This window comes from Moritella sp. 36 (assembly GCF_018219415.1).
Lineage (GTDB): Bacteria > Pseudomonadota > Gammaproteobacteria > Enterobacterales > Moritellaceae > Moritella.
The window spans coordinates 883,812-910,302 of record NZ_CP056120.1; the positions used below are offsets into that span (position 1 = coordinate 883,812).

29 protein-coding genes are annotated in these 26,491 nt (G+C 39.5%); 17 read left to right on the forward strand and 12 right to left on the reverse strand.

Translation table 11 applies throughout. From position 1 onward, the window contains the following. Positions 1 to 3 precede the first annotated feature (3 nt). A complete protein-coding gene (locus HWV03_RS04070) occupies positions 4 to 1,428 on the forward strand; it encodes a peptidoglycan DD-metalloendopeptidase family protein (protein ID WP_211678572.1) in 1,425 nt (474 codons plus the stop codon). Here the strand turns inward: HWV03_RS04070 and arfB are convergent. Beyond that, entirely contained in the window at positions 1,418 to 1,831 is a 414-nt protein-coding gene (gene arfB, locus HWV03_RS04075) for an alternative ribosome rescue aminoacyl-tRNA hydrolase ArfB (RefSeq protein WP_045111564.1), read from the reverse strand. The genes HWV03_RS04070 and arfB overlap by 11 nt on opposite strands. Before the next feature lie 172 nt (positions 1,832 to 2,003). Here arfB and HWV03_RS04080 point away from each other — a divergent pair, with 172 nt between their 5' ends. The 3 genes from HWV03_RS04080 (at position 2,004) to mrcB (ending at position 5,518) form a co-directional block, all read left to right on the forward strand. Next, positions 2,004 to 2,504 (forward strand): GNAT family N-acetyltransferase, encoded by a 501-nt coding sequence (locus HWV03_RS04080; RefSeq protein ID WP_211678573.1) that lies wholly within the window; start codon positions 2,004 to 2,006, stop codon positions 2,502 to 2,504. Positions 2,505 to 2,514: 10 nt separating this feature from the next. Next, the gene (locus tag HWV03_RS04085) at positions 2,515 to 3,153 is read left to right on the forward strand and encodes a LysE family translocator (RefSeq protein ID WP_211678574.1); all 639 of its coding nucleotides are present in this window, start codon (positions 2,515 to 2,517) and stop codon (positions 3,151 to 3,153) included. 133 nt (positions 3,154 to 3,286) lie between these two features. Continuing rightward, positions 3,287 to 5,518 (forward strand): penicillin-binding protein 1B, encoded by a 2,232-nt coding sequence (gene mrcB / locus HWV03_RS04090; protein ID WP_211678575.1) that lies wholly within the window; start codon positions 3,287 to 3,289, stop codon positions 5,516 to 5,518. A 72-nt stretch (positions 5,519 to 5,590) separates the two neighbouring features. Here mrcB and HWV03_RS04095 read toward each other — a convergent pair whose 3' ends face one another. Then, positions 5,591 to 6,016 (reverse strand): PACE efflux transporter, encoded by a 426-nt coding sequence (locus HWV03_RS04095; RefSeq protein ID WP_211678576.1) that lies wholly within the window; start codon positions 6,014 to 6,016, stop codon positions 5,591 to 5,593. A gap of 136 nt (positions 6,017 to 6,152) precedes the next feature. Here HWV03_RS04095 and HWV03_RS04100 point away from each other — a divergent pair, with 136 nt between their 5' ends. After that, on the forward strand, positions 6,153 to 7,061 hold the full coding sequence (locus HWV03_RS04100; protein ID WP_211678577.1) for a LysR family transcriptional regulator: 909 nt from the start codon (positions 6,153 to 6,155) through the stop codon (positions 7,059 to 7,061). 98 nt (positions 7,062 to 7,159) lie between these two features. Here the strand turns inward: HWV03_RS04100 and HWV03_RS04105 are convergent, their stop codons facing one another. Together HWV03_RS04105 and hemL are read right to left on the reverse strand one after the other, a co-directional pair. Continuing rightward, the gene (locus tag HWV03_RS04105) at positions 7,160 to 7,834 is read right to left on the reverse strand and encodes a TIGR04219 family outer membrane beta-barrel protein (RefSeq protein WP_211678578.1); all 675 of its coding nucleotides are present in this window, start codon (positions 7,832 to 7,834) and stop codon (positions 7,160 to 7,162) included. Between the two features lie 383 nt (positions 7,835 to 8,217). Next, positions 8,218 to 9,501 (reverse strand): glutamate-1-semialdehyde 2,1-aminomutase, encoded by a 1,284-nt coding sequence (hemL, locus tag HWV03_RS04110; protein ID WP_211678579.1) that lies wholly within the window; start codon positions 9,499 to 9,501, stop codon positions 8,218 to 8,220. Between the two features lie 213 nt (positions 9,502 to 9,714). On the opposite strand from hemL, the gene HWV03_RS04115 reads away from it, so the two are divergent. Together HWV03_RS04115 and erpA are read left to right on the forward strand one after the other, a co-directional pair. Beyond that, positions 9,715 to 10,410 (forward strand): DUF6776 family protein, encoded by a 696-nt coding sequence (locus HWV03_RS04115; protein WP_211678580.1) that lies wholly within the window; start codon positions 9,715 to 9,717, stop codon positions 10,408 to 10,410. Positions 10,411 to 10,615: 205 nt separating this feature from the next. Continuing rightward, on the forward strand, positions 10,616 to 10,948 hold the full coding sequence (erpA, locus tag HWV03_RS04120) for an iron-sulfur cluster insertion protein ErpA (RefSeq protein WP_211680003.1): 333 nt from the start codon (positions 10,616 to 10,618) through the stop codon (positions 10,946 to 10,948). Positions 10,949 to 10,987: 39 nt separating this feature from the next. Here the strand turns inward: erpA and HWV03_RS04125 are convergent, their stop codons facing one another. The 3 genes from HWV03_RS04125 to HWV03_RS04130 form a co-directional block, all read right to left on the reverse strand. Then, the gene (locus tag HWV03_RS04125) at positions 10,988 to 11,536 is read right to left on the reverse strand and encodes a disulfide bond formation protein B (protein WP_211674198.1); all 549 of its coding nucleotides are present in this window, start codon (positions 11,534 to 11,536) and stop codon (positions 10,988 to 10,990) included. Between the two features lie 8 nt (positions 11,537 to 11,544). Beyond that, positions 11,545 to 11,700: a DUF5993 family protein gene (locus tag HWV03_RS22495; protein WP_221343602.1), complete on the reverse strand. Its 156-nt coding sequence runs from the start codon at positions 11,698 to 11,700 to the stop codon at positions 11,545 to 11,547. A 156-nt stretch (positions 11,701 to 11,856) separates the two neighbouring features. Continuing rightward, positions 11,857 to 12,243 carry a DUF423 domain-containing protein gene (locus tag HWV03_RS04130; protein WP_211678581.1) on the reverse strand — a complete coding sequence of 129 codons (387 nt, stop codon included), beginning with the start codon at positions 12,241 to 12,243 and terminating at the stop codon, positions 11,857 to 11,859. A gap of 211 nt (positions 12,244 to 12,454) precedes the next feature. Between HWV03_RS04130 and HWV03_RS04135 the strand changes: the two genes are divergently transcribed. The 4 genes from HWV03_RS04135 (at position 12,455) to HWV03_RS04150 (ending at position 15,456) form a co-directional block, all read left to right on the forward strand. Continuing rightward, complete coding sequence (locus HWV03_RS04135) at positions 12,455 to 13,429, forward strand: porin (RefSeq protein ID WP_211678582.1); 975 nt, start codon at positions 12,455 to 12,457, stop codon at positions 13,427 to 13,429. 193 nt (positions 13,430 to 13,622) lie between these two features. Beyond that, the gene (locus tag HWV03_RS04140; protein WP_211678583.1) at positions 13,623 to 13,880 is read left to right on the forward strand and encodes a sulfurtransferase TusA family protein; all 258 of its coding nucleotides are present in this window, start codon (positions 13,623 to 13,625) and stop codon (positions 13,878 to 13,880) included. A 14-nt stretch (positions 13,881 to 13,894) separates the two neighbouring features. Next, complete coding sequence (locus HWV03_RS04145; protein WP_211678584.1) at positions 13,895 to 14,956, forward strand: AI-2E family transporter; 1,062 nt, start codon at positions 13,895 to 13,897, stop codon at positions 14,954 to 14,956. A gap of 227 nt (positions 14,957 to 15,183) precedes the next feature. Further along, positions 15,184 to 15,456 (forward strand): hypothetical protein, encoded by a 273-nt coding sequence (locus HWV03_RS04150; RefSeq protein WP_211678585.1) that lies wholly within the window; start codon positions 15,184 to 15,186, stop codon positions 15,454 to 15,456. Positions 15,457 to 15,466: 10 nt separating this feature from the next. On the opposite strand, the gene HWV03_RS04155 is transcribed toward HWV03_RS04150, so the two are convergent. Together HWV03_RS04155 and bcp are read right to left on the reverse strand one after the other, a co-directional pair. Continuing rightward, positions 15,467 to 15,865, reverse strand: coding sequence for a hypothetical protein (locus HWV03_RS04155; protein WP_211678586.1), 399 nt, complete (start codon positions 15,863 to 15,865; stop codon positions 15,467 to 15,469). Between the two features lie 363 nt (positions 15,866 to 16,228). Beyond that, positions 16,229 to 16,738, reverse strand: a complete 510-nt coding sequence (gene bcp, locus HWV03_RS04160) for a thioredoxin-dependent thiol peroxidase (protein ID WP_211674209.1) — start codon at positions 16,736 to 16,738, stop codon at positions 16,229 to 16,231. Between the two features lie 134 nt (positions 16,739 to 16,872). On the opposite strand from bcp, the gene HWV03_RS04165 reads away from it, so the two are divergent. From HWV03_RS04165 to HWV03_RS04180, 4 genes are all read left to right on the forward strand, one after another. After that, the gene (locus HWV03_RS04165) at positions 16,873 to 17,355 is read left to right on the forward strand and encodes a DUF6314 family protein (protein WP_211678587.1); all 483 of its coding nucleotides are present in this window, start codon (positions 16,873 to 16,875) and stop codon (positions 17,353 to 17,355) included. Between the two features lie 152 nt (positions 17,356 to 17,507). Further along, positions 17,508 to 18,605 (forward strand): RNA-guided endonuclease TnpB family protein, encoded by a 1,098-nt coding sequence (locus HWV03_RS04170; protein ID WP_211676069.1) that lies wholly within the window; start codon positions 17,508 to 17,510, stop codon positions 18,603 to 18,605. 427 nt (positions 18,606 to 19,032) lie between these two features. After that, a complete protein-coding gene (locus HWV03_RS04175; RefSeq protein ID WP_211678588.1) occupies positions 19,033 to 21,570 on the forward strand; it encodes a M9 family metallopeptidase in 2,538 nt (845 codons plus the stop codon). 383 nt (positions 21,571 to 21,953) lie between these two features. Further along, complete coding sequence (locus HWV03_RS04180) at positions 21,954 to 22,517, forward strand: PepSY domain-containing protein (protein ID WP_211678589.1); 564 nt, start codon at positions 21,954 to 21,956, stop codon at positions 22,515 to 22,517. 69 nt (positions 22,518 to 22,586) lie between these two features. On the opposite strand, the gene HWV03_RS04185 is transcribed toward HWV03_RS04180, so the two are convergent. Next, entirely contained in the window at positions 22,587 to 23,126 is a 540-nt protein-coding gene (locus tag HWV03_RS04185; RefSeq protein ID WP_211678590.1) for a glycine cleavage system protein R, read from the reverse strand. A gap of 189 nt (positions 23,127 to 23,315) precedes the next feature. On the opposite strand from HWV03_RS04185, the gene dapA reads away from it, so the two are divergent. Together dapA and bamC are read left to right on the forward strand one after the other, a co-directional pair. Continuing rightward, positions 23,316 to 24,194, forward strand: coding sequence for a 4-hydroxy-tetrahydrodipicolinate synthase (gene dapA / locus HWV03_RS04190; protein ID WP_211678591.1), 879 nt, complete (start codon positions 23,316 to 23,318; stop codon positions 24,192 to 24,194). Between the two features lie 27 nt (positions 24,195 to 24,221). Beyond that, a complete protein-coding gene (gene bamC / locus HWV03_RS04195) occupies positions 24,222 to 25,346 on the forward strand; it encodes an outer membrane protein assembly factor BamC (protein WP_211678592.1) in 1,125 nt (374 codons plus the stop codon). A 118-nt stretch (positions 25,347 to 25,464) separates the two neighbouring features. Here bamC and HWV03_RS04200 read toward each other — a convergent pair whose 3' ends face one another. Both HWV03_RS04200 and HWV03_RS04205 read right to left on the reverse strand, forming a co-directional pair. Then, positions 25,465 to 25,725, reverse strand: a complete 261-nt coding sequence (locus HWV03_RS04200) for a DUF2897 family protein (RefSeq protein ID WP_211678593.1) — start codon at positions 25,723 to 25,725, stop codon at positions 25,465 to 25,467. 59 nt (positions 25,726 to 25,784) lie between these two features. Then, on the reverse strand, positions 25,785 to 26,489 hold the full coding sequence (locus tag HWV03_RS04205; protein WP_211678594.1) for a M15 family metallopeptidase: 705 nt from the start codon (positions 26,487 to 26,489) through the stop codon (positions 25,785 to 25,787). Positions 26,490 to 26,491 lie beyond the last annotated feature (2 nt).

A 26,491-nucleotide genomic window follows, 5' to 3' on the forward strand; every position in this document is an offset into this window, starting at 1 on the left:
TAAATGTCGTCAATTAAAAAAAATAAATTACAGTTAGTGCTAACGTGGGTGTTATTAACAAGTGTATTACTTTTCATTGTCGCGTTATTACCAGTGACAGATAAAGTCGATGACAGTAATGATATCAGCGTCAGTGCTAATTCTGTTACCGCTGATATTTCGGATGTATCGAAAGACAAAATAGCTGAGTTACCATCTGAATCATCGCCACAAGCAGTATTACTTGATCCCGCTGCGACTGCGATGCCTGCGGACTCGTTACTTACTGATGATCCTCGTTCACCACTTTACGAAGCAAGCGCTGCTAACGCGACTATTACTGAATCGGCCGTTGCAGAAATCGCTGAGGATCTTGCAAAGTCGTACCCAAAAACCATTAACTACGTGATCCAAAAGGGTGACACTTTAGGGGCTATTTTTGAGCAGTTAGATTTAAGTCAAACGAGTTTATATCAAATATTGGAAGTGGACTTAAATGTTCTGGCGTTAGATAGTATTAAACCCGGACAAACCTTAGCATTCACCGAGTTTGAGGGCGAATTAACGCGCTTGGAATTACAAGTAAGTCTTGGTCATCAAGTCGTTTATAAGCGTTTAGGTGAGAGCGGTTTCGAGTTTGAAGAGATAAATGTTGACGGTGAATGGCGAGACCATAGTTACATAGGTACCGTTGAAAATAGCTTTTCTGGTTCAGCAAAGCAAGCTGGACTATCGTTATTTGAAGCACAATTCATTGCGACGTTATTAAAAGATAAAATTAATTTTAGTCGAGATTTACGCAGCGGAGATACCTTTAAAGTTTTAGTGTCTCGTCAATATATTGGAGATCAACTCACAGGTGAAAATCGTATTGATGCGGTAAGTATTAATAATCGTAATCGTGACATTAGTGCCTATTTGTATGAAGGTAGTTATTATGACGAAGCAGGTCTGAGTATTGAACGCGCTTTTGTGCGTCGCCCTGTTAGCAGTAAGTATCGTATATCATCAAGCTTCAATCCAAGGCGTGTACACCCCGTGACAGGTTTATTACGTCCGCATAACGGTACCGATTTTGCGACGCCAATTGGTACCTCTGTGTATGCAACGGGTGATGGTATTGTGTCGCGAGTGGTTAATCATAAGTATGCAGGACTGTATATTGAAATCTCAAATGGTCAAACATTCCGTACTCGTTTTTTACACTTAAGTAAGGCACTGGTGAGAAAAGGTCAACGAATAAAACGTGGACAAAAAATTGCGTTATCGGGTAATAGTGGCCGTGTTACTGGACCTCATTTACATTACGAGCTACACATGCGTGGCCGTGCCGTTAATGCGATGACTGCGGACATTCCTATTGCGTCGGCAATTGATAAACGTCAACAAGCGGCATTTAAACTGGCGTTAAATGGCTATCATGCAGCTTGGGAGCAAGCTAAAAGCTAACTTTACCGCGCATATTTTTGGTTTTACCACGCTGAGTTTTAGTGTCCATACGTTTCTTTTTGGCATTGCGACTCGGCTTGGTCGCACGACGTGCCTTTTGGATCACGGTCGCTTGCTTAATCAATTCAACTAAACGTTCAAATGCTACCTGTTTGTTATAATCCTGACTACGCGATTCTTGCGATTTAATGATGATCACACCATCTTTGGTAATGCGATGATCGCTTAACGCTAATAACCTCTCTTTATAAAATTCGGGTAGTGAAGACGCCTTAATATCAAAACGTAAATGGATCGCTGTTGATACTTTATTGACGTTTTGACCACCGGCGCCTTGTGCGCGGATGGCTTGAATATCAATTTCTGAATCGGGAATTGATACATTGCTAGAGATGAAAACCATTGATAAACCTTGGTGTTATATTACAGTACAATATGGGGCAGACAGATGCTGTGTTATTGATGAGTAACTGCTAGCGTCTGGTTTTAGATACACCTATGATACGCGAGTTTGTGGCTATTGTTAATTTTCAATTACCACTCGCTATTATTTGCAACTCGGTTAGAGAATATTTATGGAAATCATTCGACCAGTCAAAGTGACGGATGCTCACGCGTTATCAGCGTTATTTTCGCAACTGAATAACGAAACGCCGTTTATGGCCATGGGTGAGAAAAATAGTGCAACTGAACTCAGCGAGCACCTGGCGTTATTTATCAATTCAGCAACCCAAGTGCTTTATGTCATAGAACGAGATAATCATAAACTGATCGGGTTTGCGATAGGCATAACAGGTTATATTAGTGGTGATAGTCAGACCGCATCTTTGGTTATTGGTATTCAGCAAGCGAGCATCTGTTTGGGGCTCGGCGGAAAATTATTGGCACATGTCGAAGCGTGGGCACGTCTGTCTAAATTAAAACAACTAGAATTAACCGTCATGATAGCCAATAAAAGCGCGATAGTATTTTATAAAAACAATGGTTTTAAGCAATTAATATCAAAGCCACAAGGGATGATTGACGGCCTTGCTGAAAATGAATTATATATGGTAAAGGCAGTTAATTTGGATTAAGGAAGATCAGATGGATATTGGTTATTGGGCAATGTTTCTCACCGCATCATTAGCACTAAATATGACACCGGGACCGGACCTGATATTTGTACTGACTAAGACGGTTAGCCATGGTCGTAAAACGGGCGTTGTTGCCGCTGCTGGGGCTTGTTCTGGTGCTTTGGTGCATGTAGCTGCCGCAGCATTAGGTTTATCTGCGATTATCGTTTCTTCCGCTTATGCTTTTATGCTCATTAAAATCATTGGAGTGGGTTATCTTATTTATTTGGCTTGGCAGGCATTCACTGCATCTGGTGGTATTGAATTAACGGCCACTGGCCATACTGATGGTGACTCATCATCGCTAATGTCGCATTGGAAAATATTCAAACAAGGGGTATTAATCGATGTCCTCAACCCCAAGGCTGCGATCTTTTTTATGGCTTTTTTACCACAGTTTGTGCGTGAAGGGCATGGTTCGATCTCAACGCAATTATTGTTATTGGGTTTGATTGTGGTGATTGGTGCATTTGTGGTGGAACTCGGTTATATCTTTGTTGCTCATCGTTTAACCAAAAAAGTAAAAGGTAACCAAAGTTTTACGCTGTGGCTTAATCGGACGGTTGGCGCTGTTTTTGTGGGGCTTGGGATCAAACTCGCTGCTACATAATCAGGTAGTTAAAATACCCTTCTGTAAGAGTTGAGTTCGGGGGAGCGAACAGGGTAAACTAACGATTCTTTTTTACGCTATTTTATCTAATCGTATTAGACTGTATTTAATGCAATTTCTAGGACCCTTTCCATTGGCTAAACGTCCCGTAAGTGATGACACAAAAAAAACTGTCAACAAACGAAAAACACCAGCAAAACCAGCGGCAAGAAAATCAGCGAATAAATCTACCGCAAAAAAAATCACTAAGCGAAAAACGAAAAAGGTAACAAGTCGCACTTGGACTCGCAGTATTGCCATTTTCCTGTTTAAATTTAGTTTGGCTTTTTCGGCTCTTTTTATTCTCTATGGTATGTATTTAGACAGTAAGATCCAAACGCGATTTTCTGGCCCTATCTGGAAGACCCCTGCGCAAATATACGCACGCAGTTTAGAACTAAAACCAGGGATGTTTTTACCACATGATAAATTGGTCGAAGAACTGGTTTTACTCAATTATTTAAAAGTAACAAAACCACGTACTGCCGGCCAATTCTCAATATCGGCGACTAAAGTCGAATTACTGCGTCGAAGTTTTACTTATCTTGATGGAACTGAACCTAATAAAGCATTGTTTCTTACCTTTGCTGATAACCGCTTAGTCAGTATTCGTGATCAGAATACCGGTAAATATCTTAATTCAGTTAATCTTGATCCTATGCTGCTTGATACACTGCAAGCTCCGAACCAAGAAGATCGTATCTTGGTTGAGTTACAAGATTACCCACAATTATTAATTGATACCTTATTATTGGTGGAAGATCGAAACTTTTACCATCATAACGGCGTATCGCCTGTTGCTATTATCCGTGCTGTGTTTGCCAATATGAATGCAGGACGAACTGTACAGGGAGGGAGTACGCTAACTCAGCAGTTAGTTAAAAACTTTTTCTTAACCCGTCAGCGCAGTTATTGGCGTAAATTTAACGAAGCGTACATGGCAATATTGATTAACTATCGTTTAAGTAAGGATGTGGTATTAAGCGGCTACCTTAACGAGGTTTATTTAGGTCAAAACTACAGTGATGGTGTATATGGTTTTGGTTTAGCTAGCTACTTTTATTTTGGCAGACCAGTACCGGAATTGAGCATAGACCAAATGGCGTTTTTGGTTGCCGTTGTTAAAGGACCGTCGTTTTATGATCCGTGGCGCTACCCCGAACGTGCACTTGAACGTCGTGATATGATCATTCGTTTATTATCCAAAAATGGCAAGATCAGTACCGCTGAATATCGTGCCGCGATTAAGAGACCGCTGGGTATTATTCCGCGTGGGCACATGAGTACCACGAAAGCACCTGCGTTTTTATCGTTATTACGCCGTGAATTAAAAACCACGTTTGGTGATGCGCTTTATGATCAATCGGGGTTAAAAATATTTACCAGTTTGGACCCGCTTGCACAACGGGCGGCAGAAACCGCTATCACAGAAAGTCTGCCTCGATTGGAAAAGGCACGGAATATTTCCGGATTAGAAACCGCCATGGTGGTGACCGACCGTCAATATGGTCGGGTTACCGCAATTGTTGGTGGCCGCAACACGCAATATGCCGGTTTTAACCGTGCGCTGGATGCTTCTCGTTCGATTGGTTCTGTGGTGAAACCCGCGATTTATTTAACTGCATTTGAAAAGGGTTATGATCTTAATTCACCGCTAGAAGATAAACCGCTGCGATTAAATAACCAGTACGGTAATAACTGGCAGCCAAAAAATTATGATCGTAAATACCGTGGAGAAGTCCCGTTATACCAAGCCTTAATGCAATCGCTTAACGTACCTACTGTTAATTTAGGCATGGCTCTGGGTGTGGATAATGTAATTAAAAGTTTAAAACGTCTAGGCGTTGAGAAAGTGGATAATCACTATCCATCGATGCTATTGGGGGCATTAAATATGTCACCATTCCAAGTATCACAAATGTATCAAACGATTGCTACAGCGGGGGAATATCATAAATTAACAAGTCTGGTCGCGGTGGTCGATGAAGACGGTGATTTAGTCTATCAGCAAAGCCTGAAAGGTCAGCGCCGTTTTGCTAGTAAAGATACAGACCTGACTATTTATAATATGACGCTGGTGGCGAAAAAAGGCACTGCTCGACGGTTACGCTGGCAATTTCCAGGTATTAACTTTGCAGGTAAAACCGGTTCGACGGATAAGTTACGTGACAGTTGGTTTGTCGGTTTAGATAATCGTGACGTGGTCACTGTTTGGGTGGGACGTGATGATAATAAAACCTCAACCTTGACTGGCTCGAGTGGAGCATTAACTGTATTTGGTGATTATATGAAACTACGTAGTGCAGATAGCTTAGTGGTGAATTAGCGTTCGTAGCCTCTAGTCTCAATGATTTAGAGGCAATGTTAGGCTGCCCAATTGCATATTCAGCAACCAAGCTTAAGCATTTACCACTCTATTTTGTAATACAAAAACTCTAGCGTGATCGTAAATCAAGTTAAACATAAACGCATAGATAGTAATAAAAATAGTCACGCCTAAATCCATGACGAAGGCTTGCCACAAGCTGACGTCTAAAATATAAGCCATAACGGGTATAGTGAAAAATAATAAACCTGCTTCAAATAAAATGACGTGAACAATACGCAACGAGAATGAGCGTTTAGCTTTGCTTCCCTTTACAAAATGATCAAAAGACCGATTGAATAAATAGTTCCAGACCATGGCGATGCTGGCGATAACTATCATTGTCTCTGATAATGAGCCAATATCATGATCTGTGAACAAGACTAAACCTATGATCGATAATGTGACAGCCAGTACTTCAAATAACACCGCTTGACTGATTCTTTCTATCGTTCCCATGAACTACCTCTCTTATTAAAATACTTATTAACATATATAGAAGTGGCGATTATGACAGGATAGAGAGATAAAAAAAGTTAACAGCCATCACGAATAGTGATAGCTTAAATCAAATATTTTCAGTTATTGAGTAACTATGTACAGCTTTGAACAACTAAACGTTTTTGTCACAGTATGTGAACAGGGGTCTTTTTCGGCTGCGGCACGTAAACTGAAACGTGCTCAGTCAGGCGTAAGCCAAGCGATTGCTAATTTAGAAATAACAATTAATCAAGAATTGTTCAATCGTGAAAAGAATATACCTGTGTTAACTGAAAACGGAAAGGCACTACTGCCGATTGCGAAATCAATACTGCACCAACAGAAATATTTTGACCAAAAAGTTGAGTCTTTAACGAAAGAATATGAGCATGAGCTGGTGATTGCGGTAGATGAAAGTTTAATGAATAGTGAGTTGTTACAAATACTGACCCCTCTTGCAGATCAATTTCCCATCACTAATTTCGATATAATAACGACGTCTACCTTTGATGTCGAAGAATTGGTTCAAAAAGGTAAAGCACAAGTGGGTATTGTCTATGCCGATAGTGAATTGAAGGTCGATATGGATTTCTTTCTGCTTGGTCAAGCTCGATTTCTGACGATCGCATCACCAAATCACGAATTGACAAGGCTACCTATAGTGCAAGATTCTGATTTAAAAAGGTATCGCCAATGCGTACATCGAAGTGCTAAACAAAAAGAGCTTTGGTTTAGTTACGGTATCAGCGCTATGATTTGGTATGCAAATACGCATCAAACCCTTGTAGAGCTAGTGCATAATGGTATTGGATGGGCAAATGTACCTGAGTTACTCGTAAAGAAAAATATTCAACAAGGGAAAATAGTCTCTTTACCTGTTGCGCATGAGTACAACGGTTGGCTAACACCTATTGGATGTTTAGTCTCTCGAAGTCGTTCTTCTGGCCCTGTATTAGCAAGTGTAACTGATTTATTACAGCGCTATTGTTTTGTTGATGAACATTGGGAATTAAGGGCGTCATAGATAATAAAAAGCGAGGTCTCTTTCTATTACTATGATGAGTAAGAGAGAAAGACTTCGCCTTGTTATCTATCTGGGTTTGTCAGTCGTATTAAATCGACTTAGAAGTGACCTTCAAAACCAACAAATACACCGTCAACGGTTGCATCAGCTTTCACGTCATCAACATTAAAATCAAGTTGTTGGATACGGTAACCAGCACGGATAGACCAATCAAGTACATAACCTGGGTTTAGCATGAAAGATAAACCAACTTCAGCATCACCGTAAACATCACCTGTAATACCAATCGCATTCACCATTGCAAAGGCTTTCAGTGGGAACATAGGTAAGCCAACTTCAGCGTAAGCATAACCCATAGGTAATGGACCTGAGAATGACGCCTTCGTCGAACCACTTTCGAAAGAACCGTCCAGTTGACGCCATGTTAGACCTGCATCTAGCGACACAATGTCATTGTCTAAGAATTCATAGTACAGAGTGAAATCAATCGTTTTAAGGTTAATGTTTTCACCCGCTGAAGAACCTTCAACATCTACATTTGAGAAACTAACTGCAGCATTTGGAATGAGTGGAATTGGATGTTCAAATTTCACATACATACGGTAGTTGTAAGTATCTTCATAACTAGTAACTGCAGAGTTATTTTTATATGTAATCGTTCCGTCAACGCCTGATTGCCATACGTCAGCACCAAAATAGGTGCCAAGCATATCAGCAGCTGCGCCGTTCGAAAAACCGGTAAGAAGAGTTAGTGCAAGTAGTTGTTTTTTCATAATGAGTCCATGTTCATCTATGTAATTTGTCGCGCAACAGTAACAGCAAGCGTCCCTAGTCAATAAGTATTAGCCAAAACCTAGTTATTTCCTAACACTATTAACTGGCAGTTAATACTTTCGGCCTGTGGGGGAAAAAGTTTAGCGCTAATATTAATCTTTACAAAGCCGTTTGCATGCAGTTGTTTTTGGAGGCTATTATACATTTTACAGTTAAATTATCATGTTTAATGACCTATTTATGTTATTTAAACCAAAGTAGCTTAACTTGTTTTTGGCTGGTACTTTTACTTGGTAAAAAAAAGACACAAAAAAGCCCTAAAAATAGGGCTTAACAAAATGATAAAAATGGTACTTTTATCATGCTTTTAGGTTCGGAATTGTTACGCTAGTTTAGCAAAACAACGTTCAGCCGCTTCAATTGTTGCTTCAATATCGGCACTGGTATGCGCAGTTGATAAGAAACCGGCTTCAAATGAAGATGGTGCAAGGTAAACACCTTCTGCTAACATTAAGTGGAAAAATTTCTTGAAGCGTTCCGCATCACACTTGCATACAGCTTCAAAACCAGTGATTTCAGCTTGGTCAGTAAAGAAGAAACCAAACATACCGCCAACGTAGTTTACAGCCAATGCGATGTTTTGACGTGCAGCTGCCGCTTTTAGGCCTTCTGCTAATTGTTTGGTGCTAGCACTTAATTGCGCAGCTACTTCTGGCTTATCAATTTCGGTTAATGCAGCAAGACCTGCCGCCATTGCAATTGGGTTACCCGACAATGTACCCGCTTGGTATACCGGACCAGTTGGGGCAATATGTTGCATGATCTCAAGTTTACCGCCAAACGCGCCAACTGGCATGCCGCCGCCGATTACTTTACCTAATGTCGTTAGGTCTGGTTCTACTTGGTAGTGTGCTTGTGCACAGCCCGTTGCAACACGGAAACCTGTCATTACTTCATCAAAGATAAGCACTGCATTGTATTTATCACAAATGCTACGCAGTCCTTGTAGGAAACCTGCTTGTGGTGGAATGCAGTTCATGTTACCCGCAACAGGTTCTACAATGATACAAGAGATGTCTTCTGGGTATTCAGAGAATAGTGATTCAACCGATGCTAAATCATTGAACGTTGCTGTCAGTGTATGCTTAGCAAAATCAGCTGGAATACCTGGTGAGCTTGGTTGACCTAAGGTTAATGCGCCAGAACCTGCTTTAACCAGTAGTGAGTCAGCATGGCCGTGGTAGCAACCTTCAAATTTTAAGATTTTGTCACGATTTGTGTAACCACGCGCTAGGCGAATTGCACTCATTGTTGCTTCTGTACCTGAACTAACCATGCGTATTTGTGCCATAGAAGGCACCATCGCTTGTACTTTCTGTGCCATGATCACTTCGATTTCGGTTGGTGCACCAAAACTTAATCCGTTTTCAACCGCCGCTAATACAGCAGATTTGATTGCTGGATGGTTATGACCCAAAATCATCGGCCCCCACGAACCTACATAATCAATATAGGCATTGCCGTCTACATCATAGATACGCGCGCCTTCGGCACGTTGAATAAAGAGTGGGCTACCACCAACGCCATTGAATGCGCGCACTGGTGAGTTAACGCCACCAGGAATAATAGCTTGAGCTTGCGTGAAAAGTTGGCTTGATTTAGACATCTGAAATCCTTTTTATCTACAGTCAGAGACAATATAGTAAGAAATAGTAAGAAAAATAGTAGAAATATTTTAGGGAGTTATTATACCTGTTCAGGGGTTTAAGCGTAGCTTTTTTACATTTTTAGCGACTTGCACTTAAGTTGCCTTTGTTTTCGTCAGTATAATCGTTAAAATGGCGCTTTATTTTTATGCTTCATCACGAAAAAGGCTGACATGTTTAAGATTATTAAACCACGTTACATCGTATTATTAGCGCTTGCTATATTATTAGGTTATGGCTTTTCTTATTTAAAAGGCATGGAGTCAGCAGCAAACATAATCATGAAAGATGATGAAATTTTACGACTCAGTAGTGACTTAGCGGAAACGAGTAAGAGCAAAGCACAAGTTGAAGTTGAACTACAGACCTCGCAAATATTAGTGGACCAACTAACCGAGCAGCAACGTATTCTATTTAATGAAAATGCTGAGTTAAAGCGTGAGTTAGTTTTTTATCGACGAATCATGGCGCCGGAAGACGTCATTAATGGCGTGAAATTAGAAAGCCTGACATTTATTCCGGAAGTCAGCGAAGATTATTACTTTATGCAGCTTGTATTAATGCAGGTACAAAAGAAAAAGCGCCACATTAAAGCCTCTGCCGATTTAATTTTTTACGGTAGCCTAGATGGGGAACCAGTGGAGTACCGTTGGAATGAATTAGTGGATAAAAAACAACAAAAATTAAGTTTCTCATTTCGTTATTTCCAAGTGGTGGAAGGATCCATTAGGTTTCCGTTGGGGTTTGTACCCGAGCGCGTTGCATTTGTGGGTAAGGTAAAGGGTAATCGTTGGAATTCTGGCGTTAACTTAAAACAAAGTTTTGACTGGAGTGCGGTATTACAAACCAGTGACTCTATCTCTGGGTAATCACCTAGCATTACAGCGCTAGGTATAATGCATTAAGAAACGATAGTTGACGGAATTAGTCAGGTATTAGATAATTGAACGTATAAATCGAGTTTAAGTGAGAGCAGATATGGAACTATTTACAGACGTTGGTGCAACTCAGGCTGATAATAATATTGTTGAACAAGCTGTTACACCTGTCGAAGTGGAAGCAAGTGCAGACGATATGGCCTTGCCAATTCACTTTAGTGATGCAGCGGCAGCGAGAGTAAAAGAATTGATCACTGAAGAAGAAAACTTAGCACTTAAATTACGCGTATACGTTACAGGTGGTGGATGTTCTGGTTTCTCTTACGGTTTTACCTTTGATGAAAAGATCAACCCTGGTGATACGGTTATCGAAAAGAACAGTGTGACTATGGTTGTAGACTCAATGAGTCTACAATATTTGGTTGACGGTACGGTTGATTATATTGATGGCTTAGAAGGTTCACGTTTCCTCGTAAACAACCCGAACGCAACAACAACGTGTGGTTGTGGTTCTAGTTTCTCAATCTAAAATTTAGATAATAAAAAAGGGACCTAAGTCCCTTTTTTATTATCTGAATAGCCAGTAACTTACAGGGTCACCTGGGCATTCGTATGGACCACATTCGGCGAATGCATTTAGCATATTTGATGCTGTTATGAGGATTACTGCGATAATAGCTATTTTAGCTATACCAGTCTGCATTGAAAAAGGTACGTATTTAACTTTTTCATATTGAGCAGAGAAAGCCATCATTATAGCGGTTCCTGCTATGATTACAGCAAAAGTAATAAATGCCCAAGTATAAAAATGTATGCCTAAGAAAGGTGCACCATAGTGTGGTGTACCAGGAATTACGTGTAGGGATACTTGACGTAATGCGACTGCTGCACCTAAAAGTGCACCTGCAAGCATAGCGCTATAATGTATCATTCGAGGGCCAAAAATTATATTACATAATAAGCCGAATAACACAGCGATAAAGCCAACACGTTGCAATAAACAAAGAGGGCAAGCTAGTATGTTTTCTGCAATTTGTGAATAAAATGCAAATCCAAGTACTAATGACAATGCAATAGCACCAAGGGCATTTAACTGGCGAGATAGATTATTAGTCATTATTGATCCTAAAGTAAAATTTGTAGCGTGTCAGTTGCATGATGTGAAAACCAAAATGCGCTCACGAGCAATGAAAATATAAATCCATAGAATGACCATACCCGTTTCCCTTTTAATGCGAACAGCATGCTCACTAGGTATAGGGCAAAGATTAATGCCATCATAATTAATTACCTTAAAATGTGTTTTTGAATAACTTTTGTTGAATATACTCGCTCAGGTCAAAGTTTTCAACATTAAAGTGTGCTAGGCGGTTGGGTTGTGTGCATCAACTATCATATTTGTGAAGAATCTACGTGCTCACGAAGCGACAGTATTAATTATTTAATCTTGAATGCGCGCCAAACCAATAATAACCAAGACAACATCAGGCCGCTGCCACCGAAAGGCGTGATACTACTTAGCCATTTCTCACCCGTTAATGCATACAAGATTAAACTGCCACTGAACGTAATAATACTTATAAGTTGTAGTCCTGCGATCCAATTAAATCGTCCCGCGACAAACTTATTATCCAATAAAGCCAAAAATAACAGGCTTAAAGTATGAATAAATAAATAGTCTCTCGCCGTCGCAAAATTGGCAACACCGTTATTCAATACCAGTTGAGAGTGCCATAGATGCGCACCTAATGTACCCACAAGAATATTGGTAAACATTAATAGTGAGCTGATGATAAGGAAATACTTGAGCCTGTTGTTCTGCATGGTGTGGTTACCTTTGATAAGTAGAAAAACTTAATTTGTTGTAATACGTAATACTTACGTTGTTGTAATGCGTAATAAAGCTGTCATTTATCTTACATTTTTCATTCATGTTTATCACATATCTTTGTCATATTTCATCCTTAGAATTAACTTAAATTTAAAGTAACTACTCAACAAAATTTTTATATTTTTTAATGGGATGGAATTCAAAATGAAAAAAGCATTATTTGCACTTGTATTACCAAGCTTATTCGCATCAACTGTTGGCGCAGCTGAAGTTTATAAGGATAACGGTCAATCAGTTAACGTCTACGGTCGTGCTTATGCAGGTCATGACTTTAGCGGTGAAGACAAAAATGCTAATTATGGTAATGATTCTTACATCCGTATTGGCGCTAAATTAAAATCAGACATTTCTGACTCACTATCGGCATTTGGTCGTTATGAACTACAGTGGGATCTCGCGGATGGCGAGAAACAAGAAAAAACGAAAACCCGCTTAGCGTATATTGGTCTTAAGAGTGACGTCGGTGCATTCAGCTTCGGTCGTCAATATGGTGCGGTTACATTAGTATCAGACATTACTGATACGGCTTATAGCAATGCATATGGTGGCAATCTGGGGGTAGGTAAAGACCACGATGGTACAAACCGTGACAACAGCCTATTAAAATACAGCAACAAATTTGGCGAACTACAATTAGATGCGTCATACCGCCTTGATGATAACCAAGATGATGCTAAAAGTGATGCTGCATACGGTTTAGCTGCGGCATATAAACTTGATTTTGGTCTGACATTGGCAGCTGGTTATAACGCGAGTTCACCAACTGATGATTATGACGCATCAATCTTCTTAGTGGGTGCTAGCTATAATACGGGTCCTGTTAAATTAGCTGCTACGTACTCTCAAGGTTCTGAATTCTTAGCTGAAGGTGAAGACCATACTGGTTACGAACTAACGGCTGAATACAAGATAAATAAACAATTACGTGCGCAAATTTTGTATAATGCACAAGAAACTGAAGACACAAAATCATCGGCTAAAGCAGACTCTGTTGATGACCTCGTATTCGGTGTCCGTTATGACTTCAACAAAAGCTTCCGTACTGTTGCAGAATACCGAATTAATGGCATTAAAGGTATGGATGACGATTTCCACCTAGCTGCACGTTACAGCTTCTAATTGTTAAATTAGCCTCGCTAAATTAGATTGTTGAATGCGCAAAAGCGGCTAACCTTCGGGTTAACCGCTTTTTTGTATTCAGTTTTCTATCTAGTTCATATTCAAAGCGTAAGCTGGTTGTGTATAGCTTGAAAACAGTTGATAATGGCTGCAAATTTCTAGTTTGGCCTTTTAGGTAAGGTAGGTAAAGATAATGCAGCAATTGGACTTAAGTCGCCACGCTTGCCCTTTACCACTTATTAAAGTGAAGCTATGGTTAAAGCAAGCTGAGCTTGGCACCGAAATCATCGTATTACTGACCGATCCTGGTTCTCGTCAAGATATACCTAAATTTTTAATCAGTATTGGTCAAGACGTCGCTGAGTTAGAAAACTCGCCATTAATGTTACGTATTAAGGTGACGAAGCTAACGCCGCATTTATCCCTAACACAGCACAATACTCAATTTTAAGGCAATAATAATTTATGATCTCTGTCGTATCTCGTTGGTATCAGGAACGTTTTTCTGACCCGCATGCCGTTACTTTATTTCTCCTGTTAGTATTTGGCTTTTCGGTTATTTATTTTATTGGCGGGTTAATTACACCTTTCTTAGTCGCTGTTGTGTTAGCTTATTTACTGGATTGGCCATTAATGCAGTTAATGCGTTTAGGGTTATCCAGAACCTGGGCCACGGTGATCATTCTAATGTTATTTGTCACCATGATGGTGATGCTCACATTGGGCTTGGTACCAACTGTATGGCATCAAGGTGTGAATCTGGTTAAAGCGATGCCAACGATGCTTAAGGAAGGTCAGGAATTTTTACTGATGTTGCCGAAAGAAAATCCTGATGTATTTAACGAAGAATTAATCAAAGCGGCGTTACTGACTTTGCAGGAACATATCGTCGGGTCTGGTGAAGCGATTGTTAGCGCTTCTTTTGCGTCGTTATTTGATCTTGCCGCGATCTTGATTTACTCAATTTTAGTACCGCTATTAGTGTTCTTTATGCTTAAAGATAAGCGTGTTTTGGTGAACAGTTTAGTGAAAATATTGCCGCAGAATCGTCGGCTGGCGATGGAAGTTTGGACCGAAATGAATGGTCAAATTGCCAATTATATTCGTGGTAAAGTATTTGAAATTATCATTGTTGGTTTTAGCACTTGGTTGGTGTTCTTCTTTACCGATTTACAATATGCGGCGCTGCTCGCTGTATTGGTTGGTTTCTCGGTATTAATTCCTTACATTGGTGCTGCCGTGGTGACCGTTCCAGTGATAGTCGTGGGTTTATTCCAGTGGGGATTAACGCCCGAATTCACTTATATGATGATTGCTTATGGGGTTGTTCAGGCTCTTGATGGCAATTTGTTAGTGCCAATATTGTTCTCTGAAGCGGTGAACCTACACCCTATCGCGATTATTATGTCGGTATTATTATTTGGTGGTTTGTGGGGGTTCTGGGGCGTGTTTTTTGCTATCCCATTAGCGACCTTAGTGAAAGCTGTATTTAACGCGTGGCCTAAACGAATCGCTGCAGAAGTTTAATATTATAACCAGTCAATAGCGTTTAAAGGGCTATTGACTGGTTTACTCTTTTCTTGACGTTTCGGTTGATATGCGGTTAATAGTGGTTATTGAGTTTCCCTCCTAGAAGTGACTAATATCAAATTGTCTTGTGAGGTGAGGCGCTATAATCACGCCTCCAAAATCACGATATTCTCAGTTAAAACTTCCCTTATTGTTCTGAGTCGGTCTCTTTATGAGTAAAAATTATGAGTCAAAAACCTAATCTCTCTCTAGCAATGATAAATCTTATTGAAGAAGTGCGTGGCGTTTTTCCTTTCTATGCACCAGAGGCCAGTATTTGTGGTGACTCTTGCGAAGGCTGTCCGAAAAAATTATTAGAATTAGTCGATAGTGAACTTTGCTATTGGGAAGACCAAGTTAAGCAGGGCACAGCCCCGACATTTGATGAATTAAACCGCGTTGGTAAATTGTGCAAAAATGTCAGGCGTGGCTTGAAGCGTAATGGATTAGTTGATTAGGTTTTTATATTTAATTTCTTGAGGAAATACTCAATATTGGAAATTTATGTTCTCCAAATGAGACTGTAATTGACTGAGTTTCTCGACCTCTAAAGTTTAATTTATATTGAAGTGGGCTCATGCGGCTACCGTCAGCAAATAAAGCGATTAAGTGCTCATTATTAAACTCTCGATTACCGGATGATAAATTAGTGAGTGTAATTACAGCCCAGCGTTCGCCAGCGTCATTACTCATGAGTATATAGTTAACGATTTCGAAGTCACCTATTTTGGGGTCAACATTATAATCGTTTGGGAAAGCGAGTTGGATATTTTGTGATACTGCACGGTCAACTGTTAGAGCCTCGTTGTCTTCAGCTTGAGCGAACCAAGATATCAATATTAAAACTGGAAGTAGAAATTTAAACACGCAGACTTCTCCTGAAATATAGTATTTGTATTATAGGAAGCCCTATTTATCAAGATAGACTTGAAAACGTGTGCATTCCTGTTATGTATTTTTAATTGTTAATTGTTAATTGTTAATTAAAAATATACAGCTGATTCTATGGGTATTTTAATTTAGGGCAAGGAATAAAGATTATTTTTCTAAGTGGGCTGGTTGATGAGTAAACTTAACCTTTCATTCTAAGGCTAAGTTTATGGTTTTATTACTTTAAGTCATAGCTCAGCAGATGGCGGTACATAATATTTGTATTGAAACTGTAAATAAAAGACCTCCTTACAGGAGGTCTTTTATAGTTCTACAAATGGTAGGCATGTCATTAACCGATTATTTAGCGGCTAAATAATCCAATACTACTTGGTGATGGTCTTTAGTCTTAAATTTGCTGTAGTCACCTTCTAATGGCACAGCTTTTAGCGATGCTGAAGTGAATACATGTTCAATAACACCTTGTTCATCGATTAAGAAAGACAGACGGTGAATACCATCAAATTCTTTACCCATGAACTTTTTCAGGCCCCAGATGCCGAACTCGTCTGCGACTGCATGGTCTGGATCTGAAAGTAGACTAAAGTTTAATTCATCACGAACACTGAATTTAGTTAGGCGAACCACTTCATCTGGACTAATGCCAACGACTTCTACATTTAACGCCGTTAATGCTGTGATATGATCACGTATCTTTTGCGCTTGTGTTGTACAACCCGGTGTCATTGCTTTTGGATAGAAATAAGCTAGGACTTTTTTGCCTGCGAATGAATCAAGAGAAATGCTTTCATTATGTTGGTTGATCAGAGTAAACGATGGTGCTTTATCACCAGACTTTAAAGTTTGCATGAATATGAGTCCTAACTATTAATAAATCGTATGTGGCTATTGTGCGGGAGTTTTTGCATCTCGACAAGGGGCTATTGGCAATCGACATTAGCGTATTAATAAAACAGTGATAAATATTATTTAATGAGGTAACAGTGCAAACATTGACGCAATTGTGGACTCTGCTTAATCGTTTGAACCGGTTTAGTTTTAAAGTTAACGCTGACAATGAATCCGTTACGGGTTGGCAAGGTGAAGGGCAGGGCTTAATTAAACGCCGCAGTAGTGGTGAAACAGAACCTAGCAAGCCTGAATCGGGTGCTATTGTTGAAACTATCGAGCGTGGCGATTATTACGTATCAGCCGATCGTAAAGTACCCATGCACAATCAATATTTGTGGCAATTCGAGGGCGACTATATTCGCTTAACCCATTTACGATTTGGCTGGGATAAACCGGTATTTTTGTTTGATATTATTGAAAATGGCCAAGGAGAATTAGTCACGCGTCAGTCACATCAATGCGCGGCTGATAATTACGATGCCTCGTTTGCATTATCCCCAGACAGTCTTGCGATGCAGTGGCGTATTCAGGGGCCTAAGAAGCGTGAAGTTTTAGATTATATTTATCACCTTTGACGAAAAACACTGTCCTTTAGGGCGGTGATGTAAGTCATTATTGCGTAGCAATAAGCACTTTGTTTTGTTATTAATATTGACATATGTTCACATAGAGTCTACGTTTAGAACTTAGTGCTGTATATAAATACAGTTATGTAAGGTGCTGAAAATTGAAACTTATTGCGTATAAATACAGGTTCTACCCAAACAATGAGCAGGTAACAATACTTGCTCATACATTTGGTTGTGTTCGTTTCGCTTACAATTCAGCGCTTGGCTTCTCTAAAGCGCAATACGAATTGGGTAATAAAACCAATTATAACGATTGGAGTAAAAACCTCACTCAACTAAAAAAGAATCCCGATTTTATATGGCTGAAAGATGTTTCTAGCGTGCCATTGCAACAATCACTAAAGCATCTCGATAAAGGCTTTAAGTCATTTTTTAAATCAGGTTTTGGTTACCCTAAGTTTAAACATAAACACGGTAATCAATCTGCTAGCTATATGAGTAACGGCTTCAAATGGAGCGCGGACAAGCAATCGTTAACACTCGCCAAGATGAAGCAAGCATTAAAGATTAAATGGTCACGTACATTTACTGGCACACCCAGTTCATTAACGGTATCGAAGACAAAATCAGGTAAATATTTTGTATCAATGCTTGTAAAAGAAGATGTTAAGCAGCTACCAGTCGTGAACAAGACCGTCGGTGTTGATGTCGGTATTAAAGACTTAGCGATTTGTTCGGATGGAACAAAGTTCAATAACCCACGATTAACCAATAAATACGCGAAGAAACTCGCCAAGGCATCACGCAAATTAGCCAAAAAGAAGAAAGGCTCTAATAACTTCAATAAACAAAAATTGGCCCTTGCTAAGATTCACGAAAAGATAGCCAATTGCCGTAAAGACTTTACCCATAAAATGACGTCGACACTTATAAACGAAAACCAAGTGATAGGCATCGAGTCGTTGAAGGTCAAAAATATGGTTAAGAACCGTAAGCTATCTAAACATATCCACGATGCTAATTTCGGTGAAATAGTAAGACAATTAGAATATAAAGCGGATTGGTACGGGCGTAAAGTATCAGCTATTAGCCAGTGGTTTCCGTCAAGTAAAATGTGCAATGAGTGCGGGTTGCTGCATTCTGGCAAGTGGTCTTTAAAGATTAGAAATTGGACTTGCAAGTGCGGAGCAGTACACGACAGGGACGAAAATGCGGCTATCAATATCCACAGAGAAGGGTTAAGGCTAGCCGCTTAAGTCATTTGTGGCGGTAGGTAGTACCGACACGTTAAACGCTTTGTAAGAGGTTTTGGAAGACTAACGCAATTTAATATTGCAATGCTTAAGCCGTTGACGACAAGAATCCCCTTCCTTCCCCGACTTGTCGGGCGCGAAGCGAGGTAGGGGAGCTTCAATGTTTAGATCTATAACTATGTGTTTAAAACATACTCTATTTGTAATGTAACTACTTGTTAGGTTTCATGAACTAAAAAATTATAAAATCCAATCCAATCCAATCCAATCCAATCCAATCCAATCCAATTGCACCTCCAAAGTGGTATGAGCTCTTTATGAGATGCATTTTACCGCTACCGCATCACTAAATAACAATGTATTAATAATAAGGCTTTGTATTTATAAGGTTTTTTATTTTTAATTAACAGCATTGTAAATGGAGTTTGTAATGAAAAAATATTTCTTGTTAATTGTTGTAGGTTTGATGGCTATCGGATTTGCTCAGGCAGGCGGTATAGCATCAAAAAGCCAATTATCTATAGTCAATACTCAGCATCCACCGTTGTCACAGATGCAGAATGTAACCGAACGTCCCCCAATGACATTACCTGAGCTGACAACCTATCCTCGCCTAAAGCGGTTTACTATGTTGTCGGATGCAGCAATACCAAATATTAATGAAAGTTGTTCCGTAACTGAATTTAGCAGCCGAACAGGCAGGAGTTTGAGCGATTACGTGACTGGGATTTCCAGCGACTGTATTAATAAACAATTTTCTGTAACTGACTCCGATGCAGCCAATATTTTTAATGAAAATAATATGCTCACAATTATGAATTCTTTCCGTTCAGCGAGTAGCTGTTACAAGGGCAATAACGATAATAACATTCTTAATTTAGTGATGTTCTTAAGGGCCGGTTACTACGTTCAATATTATCAACGAGATGCTGTCGGTGATTACTCCGATGAGATGAAGCAGTCGTCTTTGAACGCATTAGATGAATTTTTCAAAAATGAACATTTTATTGATGTAACAGATGAACACGGCAGAGTGCTTTCTGAAGTATTAACGTTGGTGGATAGTTCTGGTCACAATGCCGATTTTATTTATATTGTGAAAGATATGCTGGCACGTTTTGATAATAGCTGGAATGATTCACGCAATATGAGTGCGTCGGTTAACTCGGTATTTACTATCCTATGGCGAGGCCAATGGGCAGATGATTTTTCTGAACATCTTGCAAAAGATAATAGTATTGTTGATGCCCTCAAAGTGTTTATTGATAAGCAGGATTATCTTATCGGTACAGATAATGAGTATTTAATCAACAATGCAGCGAAAGAGCTGGGGCGTATGCTTAACTATGCGCCTTCAGTACAAAATAAGGTAAAACCTTACTTACTTGAATTACTTCGTGATTATAGTATGAGTGGTCGGGGAACCGGTATCTGGTTAGCAGCTGCAGAAATGGTGGACTATTACAGTAATTGTGAAGAATACAATATCTGTGGTTATGAAAAACAATTAGAGCAAGAAGTCCTTCCTATAAGTTATACATGTAGTCCGACAGTTCAGATCCGTGCTCAGTCTATGATTCAGAGTGAGTTGGAGCAATCGTGTGAACAAATGGCGAAGGAAGAGATTTACTTCCACGCAAAACTTAATACGGGTTATCAACCAGTGACGGATGATCATAATTCGACTCTGGAAGTCGTGATCTTTAATGATTCTGCTAATTATAAACAGTACGCGGGTACTATTTTTGGTATTAGTACTGATAACGGTGGCATGTATCTGGAGGGTGACCCTTCTGCTGCTAATAATCAAGCACGTTTTATTGCCTATGAAGCGGATTGGATCACTGAGCGCTTTGAAGTTTGGAACCTTAAGCATGAGTATGTTCATTATCTTGATGGGCGCTACAATATTAAAGGTGATTTTAACGACTCAACAAAAGAATCGACTATCTGGTGGATTGAAGGCCTTGCGGAGTACATATCACACGGTGATGATAATAGTGATGCAATTGAAGTTGGTAAGAACAATAATTATCAATTAAATGAATTATTTATGAATGATTACAACAGTGGTCAGGAAAGAGTTTACCGTGGTGGTTATCTAGCCGTTCGTTATATGTTTGAAAAACATGCTGCGGAAGTTAACAATATTTTGAATGAATTACGGCAAGGTAACTTCAGTAACTACGCCAGTTATATGTTATCTATTGGTGACATTTATAATTCAGATTTTAGTTATTGGTTGACGGAAGTTGGCAATAGTAATAGCGGTGGTAATAACAATAATGGTGGTAATAGCATAGGCGCGTGTATTACTCCTGAACAAGCGAATGGTGCTTTAAGTCTTAATACACCTATCTGTGGTCTGTCTGGTACTGATTTAGCTTATTATTACTTTTATGTAGAAGAAGCTGGCACCCTGTATTTGTCTACGCAGGGTGGCAGTGGTAATGCTGATCTTTATTTTAATGACAGCTCATGGGCAACTGATACCAATTATACTTTATCGTCAGTACAGCAAGGGAATTATGAGCTGATCAGAGCGGATGTGTCTGCGGGTTGGGTATACTTGACGGTCAAAGGAGAAGTCGATTTTTCCCACATAAAACTATTGGTTAGTAATATCGCACCTCAGTTACCGAATAACACCTGTAGCGCTAGCGAAGATGCTGACGGCACGTTAACGGCAGGTCAAGCAGTTTGTGTTACCTCTGAAGATACTGAGTACTTTGCTTACTATGTCGAAGATGATTCGACGTTGTTTTTTAGTACTGAAGGTGGTGAAGGTGATGTAAATCTTTATTATAGTGGCGTTACTTGGGCATCAAAAGATAGCTATCAACAATTCTCAACCAATAGTGGTAATCGTGAAAAAATTACAGTGCATGCCAGTAAAGGCTGGGCATATCTCACTTTAGATGCCGCGGAAGCATACAGAAGTGTGAGAGTAAAGGTTTCAACCTATTAGCATAGTCTGAATTTTTATGTTTATGATTCCTCGCTTAATGAAGAGGAACTTGCACATATTTTGAATATTTTGAATATTTTTAGCCGTACGAATAATAAATTGGGAGTTAAAGGTTAGGCTGGTTTAAGAAATAGTTTTTTGGTGGATAAAATAAGCAGGCCTAAATTTCGTATTGAGAGTATGTATTAGTTTATATTCACATTTAAACTGGACTTGGTAGTTGTTTGTTTTGGTAGGTTCGAATTGTGTAGATTTATCTATTTTAGTTGTGGTATCTACTGGTCTTTCATAATACCTATCTTACAGTTGCAAATAGCAATGCTTATCATTACACTTCTTGTTGTTTGGCATTTTTGGCCTAGATTCGATGACAAGGAAGTATGATGAAAAAAGTAAATTGGAAGCGGGTCAACCGTAAAACGCACTATTGGGGAGCGGCAATTATCGCGCTGCCTATATTGGTTGTGCTGATTAGTGGATTATTACTGCAAGTAAAAAAAGAATTCACTTGGGTTCAACCCGCGAGCATGAAAGGGGAAGGCAAAGTGCCGCAATTATCTTTTCAACAAATATTAGATATCGCTAGCACAGTACCTGAGGCCGAAATTCAGAGTTGGAAAAACGTAAGTCGTATGGATGTTAGGCCTTCTAAAGGGATTGTGAAAGTAAAGGCTAAAAACAAAGTTGAAATCCAAATTGATAATATCAGCGGTAAGATATTGCAAGTGGAATATCGACGTTCAGATTTAATTGAATCGTTACACGATGGTTCATTTTTTCATGAACATGCCAAATTATGGCTATTTTTACCTGCTGCAGTGATTTTACTGATGCTGTGGATAACCGGGATATATATGTTCTTAATGCCGTATATATTGAGACGTAAAAATCGTAAGAAGTTGGAAGTAAGGGACGTGAATCTAAACTTGTCATCATCGATGAATTAATATGTTGTACCGTCTGAGATAATAAGATTAGGCGCGGTTAGTATATTGGCGATTAACCGCGTTTTTTGTTTAAGATGTTGTTGTTTTACTTTCAACAATGAATTGATAATCGGCATCTAAATACAGGCACAGACTTGCAAGTTCGGCTTCTAATTGTACAAGATCGCAGCCATGTGTAGTATTTAAAGTGAAATTAGCTTTTAACACGTCCAAACTTTTATCACTGCTTAATACTTCTGAGCGTAATCCCGCTAAATTAAGATTATTCTTGGTAAAGAATAAGGTGAACTGTTCGATAAGACCTGTTGAATCAGGGATTGTCACTTCTACCTCAATGGTATGAGCGTAACTAATCGGTTCGTGATGCTCGGTGCGTTTCATCATGGTGATTAAATCGAGTTCTTGGCTCTTTAATGGCAAGCTTGATTCAAGTTGGATCATAGCATTCCATTCGCCAGACAGAAGCATCATTAAGGTAAATTCATTACCAAAAATAGCCAATTTGCTATCAACGATATTACAGCCGCAATTACTTACGTGTCCAATCAGTTTATGTACGATACCGGGACTGTTGCTGCCAAGGGCGGTGATAACTAAATTTTGCGTCATTTTCTTCCTGATAAATTAAAGTAAACAAGTAGAGCATGATATACCCAAGCAACTTCAAGATGCAACAATCCGTAAGCTTATCAACCAGCATATTGATGTTGTCAGGCATATAGCCAAAATATGCTTGCGACAACCGACTGGTACTATTACTATGCCACGTGTTTTATAGTTAGTTATCACAAGGCCAATATGTTAACAGGTAATATCGTCGCACTTATTACTCCTATGCTCGACAACGGAGACGTCGATCTTTGCTCTTTACAAGGTTTAGTTGAATATCATATCCAGAGCAATACTTCAGCGCTTGCAGTGTTAGGTACCACTGGCGAGTCGTGCACATTTACCCAGGATGAGCACCTTTCCGTGGTTAAAGAAGTACTGGACATGGCGCAAGGTCGTATCGCTATTATTGCTGGTTCAGGGTCAAACAGTACCCGAAACGCCATTACATTAAGTCAAGAATTACACAAACTAGGCGTCACTGCCGGACTTTGTGTCACGCCTTATTATAATAAGCCAACCCAAGAAGGCTTATACCAGCATTACAAAGCGATAACAGAAGCCTGTGATTTACCTCAGATTTTGTATAATGTACCGAGTCGTACAGGTTGTGACATTAGTGATGAGATCGTGATTAGATTAGCGGAACTTAATGCTATTATAGGTATCAAAGATGCTACCGGTGATTTAATGCGTTTGACTCAGCTTAAGCCTTTCCTACCGGATGATTTTTTACTATATAGTGGGGATGATGCAACGGGCTGTGAGTTTATGTTGCAAGGTGGTAACGGGGTTATTTCTGTTACCAGTAATGTGGCTGCGGATGCCATGAGCCGTATGTGCGGGTTTGCATTAGCGGGACTGCGCGAAGAAGCGACTGAAATTAATAATAAATTAATGCGTTTACACCAAGATTTATTTGTCGAAGCTAACCCTATCCCGGTAAAATGGGCGTGCAAACAGTTATCTTTGACGACAACGGCTAATTTACGGTTGCCATTAATTGAATTAGATCAGCAATATCATGCTCAAGTGAGTGCGGCACTCGCGCTTGCAGTGGACGCATAAATTTTTGAATTAGGGAATATTAATACTATGACTATGTCATCAACAGGTCACCGCTTGACTATCGCGAAGCGTTATAGCGTTATCGCGTGTGCTATTTTAGTCAGTGCTTGTTCAGGAACAGATACAAGACGTCAAGCAAATCAAGAATTTGAATATTTAAATCAAACAGTCAAACCAGAGTTAGTGATTGCAGACGGACTTGATACGCCTTTGTATACACAGCGTTTTGATGTGCCTGAATTAGCCGAAGGGACTGAAGATTACCCTATGGGTAAGGCTGTTGATGTACGTTCTCCGGTACAAATATTGGCGTTATCACCATTAGTACGTGTTCAAGAAGGCAGTGATAATGTCACGGTTTGGTTTAATAGCCGTAGTTCACAAGATGATATTTCTGCGCAGGTCTGGACATTGTTAGCGAATTTCTTAGCCGATAAAAAAGTCGCTATTGCTAAACTCGATGACGTGAATCATACACTAGAAACGGATTGGTTAATTAACTACGATACTTTTGATGAATTTAGAGAAGTATCTGAATACGAATTAAAGCAACGTTATAAGTTCACGCTATTAACGGGAGTAAATAAACGTACTGTGGGTCTGCAAGTGGACTTGATTGACCATGAAGAACGTTTAGATGGAACTAAGGTTGATAATGTATTAAGTAAAGGCGATAGCCGTCGTTTTGCTGTTCAAATGTTAAACCTACTTAATATCTATTACGAAATTGACCGTATTGAGGGTAAAAACAAAGAAACTGAACAACAAAAAGCATCGAAACTTAAAATTGATTTTGTTGATCAGAAACACCCTGTTATTACATTGAATATTCCGTTTGATGATGCTTGGAAATTATTACCAATGGTATTAAACAAAGTAGGGATGACGGTTGAAGATGAAGATAAACTGGCAGCCACGATGTTAATAAGCTTTGACGAACAAACTGATGATTATTGGATTGACAATAAGATCACACGCGTGACATTAGCGGAAGATGATTACCGCATTCAAGTCGGTGAAATTAATGGGCATACTTCAATTGCTTTCTTTGGTGACGATAAGCAACCTTTGTCAGCTGAAGTGATGAGCCAATTATTTATTAGTTTGAAAGACGCGGCAGATGTATTACGTGCCGAGAAAGCGGCTGAATAATCGCACTTACACACCTTGCGTGTTAGTCATTGAATAAAAAAGGGCCTATGTATCAGTACATAGGCCCTTTTTATTACGATGTTGTTATAGGTAATCGTGACATAGCAGTTATTGAATGTTATTTGTCTGTGTCTTTCTTGTCGTTATCTGGCATTGGTTTTTTATCGTATTCGTTACGGTATTCATTGTTATATTCTTGCTGCTCGTCTTCATCATCCGCCAATGCTTTGGCGTTTTCACCAGCATCAAGGTGTAAGCTTTTGTTAAATTGGTGTTCAATTTCTTCTGGTATCTTCATTTTCATGTTTGCGGTATATTTTAACGCCATGATCGACCCTATAATAAAACCTAAGGCCACTAGAATAATGAGCCAAACCATAAATCCTCCTGTTGTTATGCGAGCGTTATCTAATCGTAATTGAGCATTGTTGCTCGATATCAATTGGGTGCTGAAACGTTACTTATGTACTGGGTATAAATACGTTCTATATTCGTTAAAATAGCTGTTTTACCATGAATATCCGCATTGCGGATAGTGTCGATGACTAGCGCTAATGTGTATTCTTTTTGTGCTTCTACTGCTATGGGTAAGTAACTTAAATGCCAAGGCTCGCGTGATACGCCGCCGAGATCTTGTCGATAGGGGCGATAGAAACCACAGTCGGCAATATTGTCATCTAGCCAAGCAGAAAGCGACGCTAAATAGCCCCCTTCGTCATATTCTTGTGGGACCAGTTGTAATTGATAACCCTGAGGTAACGCGCTGTAGTCACACACATCTATTTCAGTACCCCAATGATGGCGACTTGCGCCGGGTAGCATCGACCAACGTAATATAGCGAATACTTTTTCTTCTTCACTAAGTATAGTTGGATCTAATGGCTGACTGTCATTATCCAGAATGGGTCTTAGGCCACTAAATTTATTATTCCAAATATGCAGTTGTTGTTCAAAAGAGCGAAAACTCGATACTACATCGAGATTGAATCCAGCGTGTTTTGCCCGCGCTTGTAACTGTTGAAATGCAGCTAATACTTGCTGGTGAATAAGATTAGGTTGTGACGGTAGTTCAATCACATGACTTTCTACTTGCCCTGTTAATTCAAGTTCAGTCAATGGGGGGGAAACTATTGATGTTGTCATTG